Consider the following 12,554-nt stretch of genomic DNA (forward strand, 5'->3'; position numbering starts at 1 on the left):
AGACTCGACGACGCCCTGAGTGGGCGATCCCGATTCCAAGGAGCACCGCATGTCCCTCGTGACGACCGTCCTCGCTGAAGCAGCGCACACCGAGCTGCCGATGCCGACCATCGTCTACGGGCTGATCGCCGTCGTCGCCTTCACCGCGCTCGGCTTCGTCACGTGGAGCTACCGCGACGTCGCCAACCGCCACTCGCACAAGACCGGTGCCGGCTCCCACGACTCCCACGGCCACGGCCACTAGTCCGGCGGCCCTGCGATCGTGACGTCCGCCGCGAGCGGAGACCCGCGGCGTCCGCGCATCGGCGTGATGGGTGGCACCTTCGACCCGATCCACCACGGGCACCTCGTCGCCGCCTCCGAGGTGGCGCAGTCCTTCGACCTCGACGAGGTCGTCTTCGTGCCGACCGGCCGGCCGTGGCACAAGAAGACGGTCACGCCGCCGGAGCACCGCTATCTGATGACGGTCATCGCGACCGCGTCCAACCCGCGCTTCACCGTCAGCCGCGTCGACATCGACCGCATCGGCACGACGTACACGATCGACACGCTCCGCGACATCCACCTCGCGCACCCCGACGCCGAGCTGTTCTTCATCACGGGAGCCGACGCCGTCGAGCAGATCCTGAGCTGGAAGGACTACGACGAGCTCTGGGAGCTGGCGCACTTCGTCGCCGTCAGCCGGCCGGGTCACGCGCTGTCCGTTTCGGGATTGCCGGCTCAGGACGTATCCTTGTTGGAAATTCCGGCGCTAGCGATTTCCTCGACGGACTGTCGGAGCCGCGTGAACCGGGGTGATCCGGTCTGGTATCTGGTTCCCGACGGTGTCGTCCAGTACATCTCGAAGCACCACCTGTATCGGAGCACGCCATGACAGTTCAGCACGAGGGCGCGCCGCTCACCCGGCGCGAGATCCGCGAGCGCGAGCGAGCCGCGGCCGGCGCCGCGCCCGCCGCCGCACCGACGACCTCCCGCCGCGCCGCGACCGCGTCCGTCACCGCCGCGGGCGAGATGCCCGTCCTCACCGCGACCCAGGCTCTGCGCGTCCCCGTCGTCGCGCCGACTCCTGCCGCCGAGCCCGAGCTGAGCACCTCCGCCATCGAGGTCGTGCTGCCCGAGGGCGTCGACCGCAGCACGCTCACCCGCCGCGAGCTCCGCGCGCTGCTCGCCCAGCAGCAGGCGGAGCAGGTCGCTGCGACCCCTGAGGCCGCGCCCGTCGACGCCGCGCAGGAGTCGGCGAAGGCCGAGCCTGACGCCGTCGCGGAGGCGACCGCCGCCGAGGCGTCCGCTCCCGAGGCGTCCGACGTCGAGCAGCCGGCCGACGAGTCCGAGCAGTCGAACGACGAGCCCGAGCAGCCCAAGCTCAACACCGCCCTCTTCGCCACCGTCGGCACGCTCGACATCGCGGACGAGAAGGCCACAGAGATCACCGGCAGCTTCCACCCGCCGATCGAGCACCTGGCCATCACCGACGAGCTCGACAGCAAGTCCAAGGAGGAGGTCGACGCCTCCTTCGACTCCCTCATCGCGAGCGGAGTCGCCGCGACGGGCGCCGTCACCACGACGAACGCCCTGATCCTGCCGACCGCGGGCGACGCGTCTCCGGTCCGCACGGACACGGGGGAGGTGCTCGTCACGGGCTCCTTCGACCTGCCGCGCAGCCTCGGCTCCACCGGTCAGCACCCCAACCTCTACGACTCGCCCGATGTCGACCGCTACGTCGACCGCATCGACCGCGAGCAGCCCGCCTCCGACTCGGAGCCCGTCCGGGCGTCGAGCGCCGTCTCCACGCACGCCGCGGGCACCGCGATGATCGCCCCGCAGAAGCGCCGCGCCGTCAGCGTCCCCGTCGTGCTGGCCATCACCGCCGCCGTGCTGCTGGTCGCCTCGATCGCGCTGTTCATCGGCGGCTTCGTCCTCAACATCTTCTGATCCACCACCGACACTGAAGGCTTCATGACTGCGACCGCTTCCGCCCGCGCCCTGCTCGACCTCGCGGCCACCGCCGCCGACTCCAAGGGCGGGGAGGACCTCGTCGCACTCGACGTCTCGGGACCGCTGCCGCTCGTCGACATCTTCTTCCTGGTGACGGGGCGCTCCGAGCGCAACGTCGTCGCCATCGCCAACGAGGTGGAGGACCGCCTCAACGAGTCCGGAGCCAAGCTCCTGCGCCGCGAGGGCCGCGCCGAGGGACGCTGGATCCTGCTCGACTTCGGCGACCTCGTCGTCCACGTCTTCCACGAGGAGGACCGGATGTACTACTCGCTGGAGCGCCTCTGGAAGGACTGCCCCGTGGTCCCGATCACGCTGGCGAACGCCGTTCCCGCCGACTCCGCGGCCTCCTCGAACTGAGGAACACGCCCGGCGTCGCCGCTCGATTTCACTCCACGCGCTTCGTGTTGTAGTTTATTCGAGTTGCTTCCGCCGGGCGGAGGAGCGGGCCGCAAGGCCGGTACCTCGAGTCCGAGAAGCGCACCAAGGGTCCGTGGCGCAGCTGGTAGCGCACCTGCATGGCATGCAGGGGGTCAGGGGTTCGAATCCCCTCGGATCCACCGCAAGGCAGAGAGCCCCGCACTTCTCCGGAAGCGCGGGGCTTCTCTCGTCTCCGGACGGCGCGCGAGCGGTATCGGCTGGCGCTGGAGAGCTGAGTGCTCCGCCAGAATGGCGGGATGCCGACTCCGACCGCGCCGCGCGGCCTCATCACCCAGTTCTCGATCGTCGACGCGCTGCTGGCCGGTCTGTTCGACGGGGTCGTGACGCGCGCCGAGGCCGACGAGGCCGGCGACTTCGGATTGGGCTGCGGCGACCACATGGAGGGCGAGCTGGTCGTGCTCGACGGCGTGCACCGGCTGTTCCGCGGCGACGGCTCGGTCGTCGTCCTCGAGCCGGAGGACACGATCGCGTTCGCCGAGCTGGCGCGGTTCGCTCCGGACAGCACGGAGACGGTCGAGGCGGTGCCGTCGCTCGACGCCCTGCTGACGGCGGTGCGGCGGACGGTGCCGAGCCCGAACGTGTTCGTCGGCGTCCGGCTCCGCGGCCGCATCGGGCACCTGACGCTGCGGCAGCCGATCGCCCAGGTGAAGCCGTACCTCCGCCTGGCGGACGCGATGCGCGACCAGCGCGAGGTGCACCTGAGCGATGTCGAGGGCACGATCGTCGGCTTCTACGGCCCCAAGCCGTTCCAGGGGATCAGCGTCGCCGGGCTGCACACCCACTTCGTCGACTCGAGCGGCTCCGTCGGCGGCCACGTCCTCGCAGCGTCCGGGCTGAGCGGCGAGCTGGCGGTCGAGCAGTACGCCGGGCTCACCGTGCGCCTCCCGGAGTCGGAGGACTTCCTCGCCGCGGACCTCGACGACGAGGTCGGCAGCTCCGACGCCGCCATCCGCGCCGTCGAGACCGACCACGCGCACTGAGGCGCACTCCGGCGGGGGAGCGGCGGCCCTACCCTGGACGCATGCCCACGCTGCGCGACGTCCACGCCGTCATCGACCGTCTCTGGCCCGAGGGGGCCGCGGAGGACTGGGACGCTCCCGGTCTCGTCACCGGTGACCCGGCTGCGCAGGTCGAGCGGATCCTCCTCGCGGTCGACGTCGTCGCCGACACCGTCTCCGAGGCCGCCGACGGCGGCTACCAGCTCCTCCTGGCCCACCACCCGCTCCTGCTCCGCGGGGTCACCTCGATCGCGGAGGACGGCTACAAGGGCCGCCTGCTCGCCGAGCTGATCCGGCACGGCTGCGCCCTCGTCTCCGCGCACACCAACGCGGACATCGTGGCGGACGGCGTCTCCGACGTGATCGCGACGCGGCTCGGGCTCACCGGCACGACGCCGCTGGTCCCCGGCGAGGACCCGTCGGTCGGCCTCGGCCGCGTCGGCGACCTCGCCGAGGAGGTCACGCTCGGCCGTCTGGCCCGCGCCGTGGCCGAGCTGCTGCCCGCGACCGCCGGGGGAGTCCGTGCCGCCGGCGACTACGAGGCGCCCGTCCGTCGGGTCTCGCTCTGCGGCGGAGCCGGGGACTCCCTCCTCGACAGCCCTGCGGTCCGCACGAGCGACGTCTACATCACGGCCGACCTCCGGCACCACCCGGCGTCGGAGGCGCGCGAGAAGGCCCGCCACGGCACCGGACCGGCGCTCCTCGACGTCTCGCACTGGGCGAGCGAGTGGCTCTGGCTCGACGTCGCCGCCGAGGCCCTGCGCACCGCGCTGCCGGGGGTCGTCGTCGACGTCAGCGAGACCCGCACCGACCCCTGGGATTTCGCCATCGTCCACTGACGCTCCGCGAGCGCGCGAGAATGGAGCCGGCACGCCCACCCTCCGTGCCGGGAACGAGGACCGCGACGTGATTGCCAGCCCCGCCGACCAGCGAGAGCTCCTGACTCTGCAGAGTCTCGACACGAGGGGCAACCAGCTCCGTCACGCCGTCGCCACCCTGCCGCAGATCGCGGCGATCAAGGCGATGCAGACCCGCGACAACGAGACCCGCCGCACCCTCGCGGAGCGCAACGGCCGCCTGGAGGACGCCCGCACCGAGCTCGGCCGCATCGAGTCCGACGTCGAGGTCGTCGACAAGCGCCTCGCCCGCGACCGCGACCGGCTCCAGACCGCGTCGTCCGCGAAGGACATCGCCGCGCTCGAGGGCGAGATCACCTCGCTGGTCAAGCGCCGCGGCGACCTCGAGGACATCGAGCTGACGCTGATGGAGCGGATCGAGGGCATCGAGGCCGAGGTCGCCGCCGCCCAGGCCGAGCGCGACGAGGTCGTCGCCGGCATCGCGACCCTCGCCGAGGAGCGCGACGCCCAGGCCGAGAAGCTCGCCGGCAAGCAGGAGGCGCTCGCCCGCGACCGCGCCTCGCTCGTCGAGAAGATCCCGGCCGACCTGGTGGAGCTCTACGAGAAGCAGCGCGCCCGCTACGGCGTCGGCGCTGCGCTCCTGCGCGGCAAGGTGTCGGAGGGGAGCGGCGTCGCCCTCACCGAGTCCGACCTCGCCTGGATCCGCACCACCGCGCCCGACCAGGTCGTGCTCTGCCCCGACAGCGGCTGCATCCTCGTCCGCGGCGACGAGTCGACGCTCGCCTGACCCGGCCCGTACACTGGTTCCGCGAACGGGCCGGCAAGACGGTCGCGTCGCCGGGGTGAGAGCCCCGGCGCCGAGGAACGTCCGGGCTCCGCAGAGCAGGGCGGTGGGTAACACCCACCCGGGGCGACCCGCGAGACAGTGCCACAGAGAACAGACCGCCACGGGCCCCGGCCCGCGGTAAGGGTGAAACGGTGGTGTAAGAGACCACCAGGGGCCGGAGTGATCCGGTCCGCTCGGTAAACCTCGCCCGGAGCAAGGTCAGACAGAGGACGATGCGGCTGCTCGTCGGGTCCTCGGGTAGACCGCTGGAGGGTCACGGCGACGTGCCCCCGAGAGAGATGGCCGTCCAGCGCCCGCCGAGAGGCGCGGCGTGAACAGAACCCGGCGTATCAGCCTGCCCCTTCGCCCCGAAATGCCCCGCTTCGCGGGGCATTTCGTGTCTCGGGGCAGGCTGGTGCTTGTTACCGCGGCGGTCCCCGCCCGCCGCGGCGCGGTCGGCTCGAGCGGAGGGTCGCGTTCCGCAGAGCGTCCCGCGTCCGGCTCCGGAGAAACGCTGGCACGCGTTTCTCCGGCTCGCCTCGGCCCTGCTTCCGCATGCTCCTGAAGAGCGCCGTCCGCCCGTGCATGCTGATCGAGTAGCCCTCGGAGAGGGCGTATCGAGATCCCGCCCTGCTGGACGAGTGCCTGGGACCGCCGTTCGGTGACGTCGGTCTCGATACGCCGCTGCGCGGCTACTCGACCAGCAAGAGGGAGGCGGGCCCGTCCGGGCAGGAGGGGCGCCACGTCAGTCGCGCAAAAGGTTCGCCGCTATCATGCTGATCGAGTAGCCCTCGGAGAGGGCGTATCGAGATCCCGCCCTGCTGGACGCGGGCGTGAGGCTGCCGTTCGGTGACGTGGGTCTCGATACGCCGCTGCGCGGCTACTCGACCAGCATGGAGGGGGCGGGCCTCAGAGGCGCCGACCCTGCAGACCGCCCTCGCGCAGCGAGGCTCACCGGCGAAACGCGTGCCAGCGTTTCGTCGTAGCCGAAGGCGAGACGCCCTGCGGAACGCGGCCACCTGTCGGGGCCGACGCCGCCGCGGCGGGCGGTGACCGCCGCGGAAGGAGGTACCGCCTCAGCGGCGCACGCCGCCGCCTGCCAGGGCCGCGGCGCCGAGGATGCCCGCGTTGTTCCGCAGGGCGGCCGGGACGATCGGGGTGCGCAGGTCGAGCAGGGGCAGGAACTCCTCGTGGTGCTTCGAGATGCCGCCGCCGACGATGATCAGGTCCGGCCAGAGGAGCGCCTCGAGGTGGGAGTAGTAGCGCTGCAGGCGCTTGGCCCAGTGCTTGTAGTCGAGGTCGTCCCGCTCCTTCGCGGCGAAGGACGCCTTCTTCTCGTAGTCGCCGCCGTGGATCTCGAGGTGGCCGAGCTCGGCGTTGGGGATGAGGACGCCGTCGTAGATCTGCGCGGTGCCGATGCCGGTGCCGAGCGTGGTCATCAGGACCAGGCCCTTCTTGTCCTTCGCCGCGCCGAAGCGCGACTCGGCGTAGCCGGCGGCATCGGCGTCGTTCACGAAGAAGATGTCGCGGCCGATGGCGTCCTCGAACAGCTTCTCGGCCTCGAGGCCGATCCACTCGTCCGAGACGTTCGCGGCGGACATGGTGCGCCCGTGCACCACGGCGGCCGGGAAGCAGATCCCCACCGGGGTGTCGGCCGGTGCGTCCGGGAGCATGCCCAGGATCTGCTGCACCGTGGCGACGATGTCCTTCGGGCGGCCGCCCTCGGGGGTGGCGACCTTCATCCGGTCGCTCAGGAGGGCGCCCTCGCCGAGGTCGACGTACGCCCCCTTGATGCCGGTCCCTCCGATGTCGATTCCGATCGCGGTCGCAGCAGCAGTCATACCGGCCATGCTAGCGAGGCGCGAGGGGGAGCGACCGGCGACCGGCCCCGGCGTAGGATCGCGACATGTCTGACGGTGATGCGAACTCCTGGTGGTACAACCTCAAGTCCGGCGCGGTGGAGCAGGGCTTCCAGTCCCCGTCCGTCGACCGCGCGGGCCCCTACTCGTCCCGCGAGGAGGCGTCGCACGCCCTCGAGAAGATGCGCGAGAACACCCGCCGCTGGGACGAGGAGGACGCGGAGGATCGCTGATCCCGCGCTGAACCGGGTCGCGCCCCGCTACTCGTAGCTGTGCTCGGCTCCGGGGTACGCGCCGGCCTCGACGTCCTCGCGGAACGCGGTCACCGCGCCGGTGAGGACACCGCGCAGGTCGGCGTACTGCTTGACGAAGCGCGGCACGCGGCCGGTGGTCAGCCCGGCGAAGTCGGTCCACACGAGCAGCTGACCGTCCACGTGCGGGCCGGCACCGACGCCGATCGTCGGGATGCTGAGCTCCTCGGTGACCCGGCGGGCGGCCTCGCTCGGCACCATCTCGAGCACGACGGCGAACGCGCCGGCGTCCTGGACGGCGCGGGCGTCGGCGAGCAGCTGCTCGATCCCCTCGCCGCGGCCCTGGATCATGTGCCCGCCGAGGCCGTGCTCGCTCTGCGGGGTGAAGCCGATGTGCGCCATCACCGGGATGCCGGCCTCGACGATCCGCCGGATCTGCTCCGCGGAGCGGACGCCGCCCTCGAGCTTCACGGCGTGCGCGTGCGTCTCCTTCATGAAGCGGAAGGCGGTGTGCAGCGCGTCGTCCGGGCCCGACTCGTAGGAGCCGAAGGGCAGGTCGGCGACGACGAACGCGCGCTCGACGGCGCCCGCGACGGCCCGGGCCAGCGGGATCAGCTCGTCCACCGTGACCGGCAGGGTCGTGTCGTAGCCGAGCACGGTGTTGCCGGCGGAGTCGCCCACGAGCAGGAAGTCGATGCCCGCCTGGTCGAAGATGCGGGCCGTGAGCACGTCGTAGCTGGTGAGCCCGGTGATCCGCACCCCCGAGTCCTTCGCGGTCTGGAAGTGCCGGGTTCTCACGCGTTTCACGGGCTGCGCTGACATGCGGTCGAGTCTATCGGCGCCCCGTCGGGGCTCCGCGGGGAACGGCCGGGCGCCCAGCAGGGGAGGGGCGGAGCCACTAGCCTGGGAGCGAAACAGGAAGGGCCTTGATGGACAAGCAACGGGACTTCGTTCTTCGCACCATTGAAGAGCGAGGGATCAAATTCGTTCGCCTCTGGTTCACGGACGTCGTCGGCACGCTCAAGTCGGTCGCGATCGCGCCGGCCGAGGTCGAGGGGGCGTTCGCCGAGGGTCTCGGCTTCGACGGCTCCGCGATCGAGGGACTCACCCGCTCGTTCGAGGCCGACGTCCTCGCGCACCCGGATCCGTCGACCTTCCAGATCCTGCCGTGGCGCGGCGAGATCGATCCGACGGCGCGGATGTTCTGCGACATCACCACGCCGGACGGCCAGCCCGCCGTCGCCGACCCGCGGAACGTGCTCAAGCGCACGCTCGCGAAGGCGGCCGAGCGCGGCTTCACGTTCTACACGCACCCCGAGATCGAGTTCTACCTGCTGAAGTCGTCGACCTTCGGCGCGGAGGGGCCCGAGCCCGTCGACTCCGCTGGCTACTTCGACAACGTCCCCGGCGGCACGGCGCACGACTTCCGCCGCCGCTCGGTCCGGATGCTCGAGGACCTCGGCATCTCGGTCGAGTTCAGCCACCACGAGGCGGGCCCCGGCCAGAACGAGATCGACCTCCGCTACGCGGACGCGCTGACCACGGCCGACAACATCATGACCTTCCGAACGGTCATCAAGGAGGTGGCGATCGAGCAGGGCGTCTACGCGACCTTCATGCCCAAGCCGCTCTCCGGCCACCCCGGCTCGGGCATGCACACGCACCTCTCGCTCTTCGAGGGCGACATGAACGTGTTCTACGAGCAGGGCGCGCAGTACCAGCTGTCCAAGCTCGGCCGCCAGTTCATCGCCGGGCTGCTCAAGCACGCGCCCGAGATCACCGCGGTGACGAACCAGTTCGTCAACTCGTACAAGCGGCTCTGGGGCGGCGACGAGGCGCCGAGCTACGTGTCGTGGGGCCACAACAACCGCTCCGCGCTCGTCCGCGTGCCGCTGTACAAGCCCAACAAGGGCCAGTCCTCGCGCATCGAGTACCGCGCGCTCGACTCGGCCGCGAACCCCTACCTCGCCTACTCGCTGCTGCTGGCCGCGGGACTCAAGGGCATCGAGGAGGGCTACGAGCTCCCCGCCGAGGCCGAGGACAACGTCTGGACGCTGTCGGACGCCGAGCGCCGTGCCCTGGGCTACAGCCCGCTGCCGGCGAGCCTCGACCGCGCGATCTCGCTGATGGAGGAGTCGGAGCTCGTCGCCGAGACCCTCGGCGAGCAGGTGTTCAACTTCGTGCTGCTCAACAAGCGGAAGGACTGGGCCGAGTACCGCGCCCAGGTCACCCCGTACGAGCTGCGCAGCAACCTCGAGATGCTCTGACCCCTCGCGCCATGCCCCGCGAACGCACGCTGAGCGAGGTCGCCCGCCTCGGTTTCGCCGCACTCGGCGAGACCGGGGCGCGGCTCGCCGAGGCGGAGGAGCTCGCGGGCCGCTCGCTTGAGTCGGTGGTGCCGGCCTTCGCGACGGTGGCCGATCCCGACGCGGCGCTCGGCGCGCTGCTCGATCTGCTGCGCATTCACCGCGGCCGGATGGATGCGGTGCTCGCGGACGACGCCGCGATCACGCGGCTGCTGCTCGTCCTGGGGGCGTCCTCCGGTCTCGCGGACTTCCTGCAGCGCCGGCCCGACGAGCTCGCCGGCTTCCTCGACCCCGTCCGGGTCCTTCCTGGTCGCGGCGAGCTCAAGCAGGAGCTGCTCGACTCGGTCGGCGCCGTCGACGGTGTCGCGGCGCTGCACGAGGAGGACGGCTGGACGGCCCTGCGGGTCCGCTACCGCCGACTGCTCACCCGCGTCGTCGTGCACGATCTCGGCCAGGCGGATCCCGTCGCGGCGATCGATCGCGTCGCCCGGACCCTCGCCGACCTCGCGGGGGCGGCACTGGAGGCGTCGCTCGCCGTGGCGCGCGCCGACCTGATCGCGGGCTCCGGACCCGGTCGCTTCTCTCGCGAGGAGGTCGTGGCGACCCGCTTCGCCGTCATCGGGATGGGCAAGGCCGGCGCCTCCGAGCTCAACTACGTCAGCGACGTCGACGTCATCTTCGTGGCCGAGGGCGACCCCGAGCGCGGCCTCTCGAACGCCCGCGCGATCGACATCGCGACTCGGCTCGCCGTCCTGCTGATGCGCGGCACCTCCGCGCTCGCGCTCGAGCCGGAGCTCTGGGAGGTCGACCCCAACCTGCGGCCGGAGGGGAAGCAGGGCGCGCTCGTGCGGACCCTGGAATCGCACATCACCTACTACGACCGCTGGGCCAAGAGCTGGGAGTTCCAGGCCCTGCTGAAGGCCCGCCCGCTCGCGGGCGACCTCGAGCTCGGCCGCGCCTACGTCGACGCCGTCGCGCCAAAGGTCTGGTCGAGCGCGTCGCGGGAGAACTTCGTCGAGTCGGTGCAGCGGATGCGCGAGCGCGTCACCGAGAACATCCCGCAGAACGACGTCCACTACCAGATCAAGCTCGGACCGGGCGGGCTGCGCGACATCGAGTTCACGGTCCAGCTGCTCCAGCTCGTGCACGGCCAGACCGACGACGAGATCCACATGCCGGGCACCCTGCTGGCCCTCGGTGCTCTCGCCGACCGCGGCTACATCGGCCGCGCGGCGGCGGAGGAGTTCGCGCAGGACTACCGCGCACTGCGCCTGCTCGAGCACCGGCTCCAGCTGCGCAGGCTCCGGCGCACCCACCTGATGCCGCGGGACGAGCACGAGCTGCGCACCCTGGCCCGGGCGAGCGGCCTCGCCCGCAGCGCCGAGGAGCTCCTCGTCGTCTGGAACTCCATCAAGCACCGGGTGCGCGGGCTGCACGAGCGGCTGTTCTACCGCCCGCTGCTCTCCGCGGTGGCGGCGCTGCCCGACGGCGGGATCGAGCTGTCGACCGGTCAGGCGGAGGCGCGACTGGCGGCGATCGGCTTCGCGGACGCCCGTGGCGCCCTCGGCCACATCGCCGCGATGACGTCGGGCGTCTCGCGCCGCGCGAGCATCCAGCGCCACCTCGTCCCCGTCATGCTGCAGTGGTTCGCCGACGGAGCCGACCCCGACTACGGACTCCTCGCCTTCCGGCGCCTCAGCGACACCCTCGGTGGCACGCCCTGGTTCCTCCGGATGCTGCGCGACTCCTCCGGGGCCGCGAAGCGCCTGACGACGGTCCTCTCCGGCTCGCGCTTCGTCGGCGAGCTGCTCGACCGCATCCCGGAGTCGGCGGCGTGGCTCGAGGACGACGAGGCCCTGCGTCCCCGCAGTGCCGACCGGCTGGCGGAGGAGGTGCGCGCGGTTCTCGCGCGCCACGACACTCCCGAGGCCGTCGCCACGGCGCTGCGGGGCATGCGCCGCCGAGAGGTGCTCCGCACCGCGATGGGCGGCGTCCTCGGCCTCAGCACCATCGAGGAGATCGCGACCAGCCTCTCCGACATCATCTCCGCGCTCCTGGGCGGCGTGCTCGCTGCCGTCCGCCGCTCGAGCACCGGTCGCCGCGGATCTGCCGCGGAGTTCGCCGTGATCGGCATGGGGCGCTACGGGGGAGCGGAGCTGGGCTTCGGCTCCGACGCGGATGTGATGTACGTGCAGCGACCGGGCGAGGTGGATCCGCACGAGGCGCAGCTCTACGCGCAGTTCCTGGTCGCCGAGCTCGTGCGCCTGACGGAGGACTCGCGCCTGCCGCTCGACCTCGACGCCGATCTGCGGCCCGAGGGCAAGAACGGTCCGCTGGTGCGCTCCCTCGACTCCTACCGCGCCTACTACGCCCGGTGGTCGCTGACGTGGGAGGCGCAGGCACTGCTGCGGGCTCGCGGGGTGGCCGGTGACGCGGCGCTGATCGCCGACTTCGAGGAGCTGGCCGACGGCGTCCGCTACCCGGCCGCGATCTCGGACCGCGACATCCGCGAGGTGAAGCGGATCAAGGCCCGCGTCGAGAGCGAGCGGCTGCCGCAGGGCGCCGACCCGAAGCGCCACCTCAAGCTCGGCCGCGGCTCACTCAGCGACGTCGAGTGGCTGGTGCAGCTGCTGCAGCTGCAGCACGCGCGCACGATCCCCGCGCTGCGGACGACCTCGACGCTGACCGCGCTGAGCGTGGCGCAGGAGGCGGAGCTGATCTCGCCGCCCGACGCGGAGCGGCTGCGCGCGGCCTGGCTCCTCGCCTCGCGGGTGCGCTCGGCGATGACCCTGTTCACCGACCGCACCGCCGACGTGCTGCCGGCCGACCGCCGCCAGCTGGACGGCGTGGCACGGCTCCTGGAGTACCCCGCCGATTCGGCGACGCAGCTCGAGGACGACTACCTCGGCGTCACCCGCCGGGCCCGCGCCGTCTTCGAGCGCCGCTTCTACGGCCCGGTCGAGGTCGACGCACCCACCTACCGCTGACGCCCGCGGGTCCGTCCGGGAACGCGGAAGGGCCGCT

At 71.8% G+C, this 12,554-nt stretch carries 12 protein-coding genes, 1 tRNA gene and 1 other RNA gene; 12 read left to right on the forward strand and 2 right to left on the reverse strand.

Going from position 1 to position 12,554, the window contains the following annotated elements; genetic code table 11:
• Positions 1-49: 49 nt before the first annotated feature.
• The 9 genes from EDF43_RS11505 to rnpB all read left to right on the forward strand — a co-directional run bounded on the left by EDF43_RS11505 (position 50) and on the right by rnpB (position 5,480).
• Entirely contained in the window at positions 50-244 is a 195-nt protein-coding gene (locus EDF43_RS11505; RefSeq protein ID WP_123445826.1) for a hypothetical protein, read from the forward strand.
• 18 nt (positions 245-262) lie between these two features.
• Positions 263-874 (forward strand): nicotinate-nucleotide adenylyltransferase, encoded by a 612-nt coding sequence (gene nadD, locus EDF43_RS11510; RefSeq protein ID WP_123732279.1) that lies wholly within the window; start codon positions 263-265, stop codon positions 872-874.
• Positions 871-1,932: a hypothetical protein gene (locus EDF43_RS11515; RefSeq protein ID WP_132437035.1), complete on the forward strand. Its 1,062-nt coding sequence runs from the start codon at positions 871-873 to the stop codon at positions 1,930-1,932. Before nadD ends, EDF43_RS11515 begins: the two co-directional genes overlap by 4 nt.
• Positions 1,933-1,956: 24 nt before the next feature.
• Complete coding sequence (gene rsfS / locus EDF43_RS11520; RefSeq protein ID WP_132437037.1) at positions 1,957-2,352, forward strand: ribosome silencing factor; 396 nt, start codon at positions 1,957-1,959, stop codon at positions 2,350-2,352.
• Between the two features lie 127 nt (positions 2,353-2,479).
• Positions 2,480-2,552: transfer RNA gene (locus tag EDF43_RS11525), tRNA-Ala, on the forward strand.
• 117 nt (positions 2,553-2,669) lie between these two features.
• On the forward strand, positions 2,670-3,413 hold the full coding sequence (locus EDF43_RS11530; protein ID WP_132437039.1) for an acetolactate decarboxylase: 744 nt from the start codon (positions 2,670-2,672) through the stop codon (positions 3,411-3,413).
• 41 nt (positions 3,414-3,454) lie between these two features.
• Positions 3,455-4,270 (forward strand): Nif3-like dinuclear metal center hexameric protein, encoded by an 816-nt coding sequence (locus tag EDF43_RS11535; RefSeq protein WP_132437041.1) that lies wholly within the window; start codon positions 3,455-3,457, stop codon positions 4,268-4,270.
• 67 nt (positions 4,271-4,337) lie between these two features.
• The gene (locus tag EDF43_RS11540; protein WP_123445833.1) at positions 4,338-5,075 is read left to right on the forward strand and encodes a hypothetical protein; all 738 of its coding nucleotides are present in this window, start codon (positions 4,338-4,340) and stop codon (positions 5,073-5,075) included.
• A gap of 26 nt (positions 5,076-5,101) precedes the next feature.
• An RNA gene (rnpB, locus tag EDF43_RS11545) (RNase P RNA component class A) lies at positions 5,102-5,480 on the forward strand.
• Between the two features lie 710 nt (positions 5,481-6,190).
• On the opposite strand, the gene ppgK is transcribed toward rnpB, so the two are convergent.
• The gene (gene ppgK / locus EDF43_RS11550) at positions 6,191-6,955 is read right to left on the reverse strand and encodes a polyphosphate--glucose phosphotransferase (protein ID WP_132437043.1); all 765 of its coding nucleotides are present in this window, start codon (positions 6,953-6,955) and stop codon (positions 6,191-6,193) included.
• A 65-nt stretch (positions 6,956-7,020) separates the two neighbouring features.
• Between ppgK and EDF43_RS11555 the strand changes: the two genes are divergently transcribed.
• Complete coding sequence (locus EDF43_RS11555; protein ID WP_123445835.1) at positions 7,021-7,206, forward strand: SPOR domain-containing protein; 186 nt, start codon at positions 7,021-7,023, stop codon at positions 7,204-7,206.
• A 27-nt stretch (positions 7,207-7,233) separates the two neighbouring features.
• On the opposite strand, the gene panB is transcribed toward EDF43_RS11555, so the two are convergent.
• Positions 7,234-8,046, reverse strand: coding sequence for a 3-methyl-2-oxobutanoate hydroxymethyltransferase (panB, locus tag EDF43_RS11560; RefSeq protein WP_132437044.1), 813 nt, complete (start codon positions 8,044-8,046; stop codon positions 7,234-7,236).
• Positions 8,047-8,153: 107 nt separating this feature from the next.
• Between panB and EDF43_RS11565 the strand changes: the two genes are divergently transcribed.
• Both EDF43_RS11565 and EDF43_RS11570 read left to right on the forward strand, forming a co-directional pair.
• A complete protein-coding gene (locus EDF43_RS11565) occupies positions 8,154-9,491 on the forward strand; it encodes a glutamine synthetase family protein (protein WP_123445837.1) in 1,338 nt (445 codons plus the stop codon).
• Positions 9,492-9,502: 11 nt separating this feature from the next.
• Positions 9,503-12,517, forward strand: coding sequence for a bifunctional [glutamine synthetase] adenylyltransferase/[glutamine synthetase]-adenylyl-L-tyrosine phosphorylase (locus EDF43_RS11570; protein ID WP_132437045.1), 3,015 nt, complete (start codon positions 9,503-9,505; stop codon positions 12,515-12,517).
• Positions 12,518-12,554 lie beyond the last annotated feature (37 nt).

Origin of the sequence: Rathayibacter sp. PhB179 (assembly GCF_004345345.1) — a bacterium.
GTDB classification, from domain to species: Bacteria; Actinomycetota; Actinomycetes; order Actinomycetales; family Microbacteriaceae; genus Rathayibacter; species Rathayibacter festucae.

Bases quoted from the DNA above. Each gene is read 5' to 3' on its own strand.
- ppgK (WP_132437043.1), bottom strand. From the start codon at position 6,955: ATGACTGCTGCTGCGACCGCGATCGGAATCGACATCGGAGGGACCGGC.
- EDF43_RS11505 (WP_123445826.1), top strand. From the start codon at position 50: ATGTCCCTCGTGACGACCGTCCTCGCTGAAGCAGCGCACACCGAGCTG.
- EDF43_RS11535 (WP_132437041.1), top strand. From the start codon at position 3,455: ATGCCCACGCTGCGCGACGTCCACGCCGTCATCGACCGTCTCTGGCCC.
- EDF43_RS11530 (WP_132437039.1), top strand. From the start codon at position 2,670: ATGCCGACTCCGACCGCGCCGCGCGGCCTCATCACCCAGTTCTCGATC.
- EDF43_RS11555 (WP_123445835.1), top strand. From the start codon at position 7,021: ATGTCTGACGGTGATGCGAACTCCTGGTGGTACAACCTCAAGTCCGGC.
- rsfS (WP_132437037.1), top strand. From the start codon at position 1,957: ATGACTGCGACCGCTTCCGCCCGCGCCCTGCTCGACCTCGCGGCCACC.
- EDF43_RS11570 (WP_132437045.1), top strand. From the start codon at position 9,503: ATGCCCCGCGAACGCACGCTGAGCGAGGTCGCCCGCCTCGGTTTCGCC.
- EDF43_RS11565 (WP_123445837.1), top strand. From the start codon at position 8,154: ATGGACAAGCAACGGGACTTCGTTCTTCGCACCATTGAAGAGCGAGGG.
- EDF43_RS11515 (WP_132437035.1), top strand. From the start codon at position 871: ATGACAGTTCAGCACGAGGGCGCGCCGCTCACCCGGCGCGAGATCCGC.
- panB (WP_132437044.1), bottom strand. From the start codon at position 8,046: ATGTCAGCGCAGCCCGTGAAACGCGTGAGAACCCGGCACTTCCAGACC.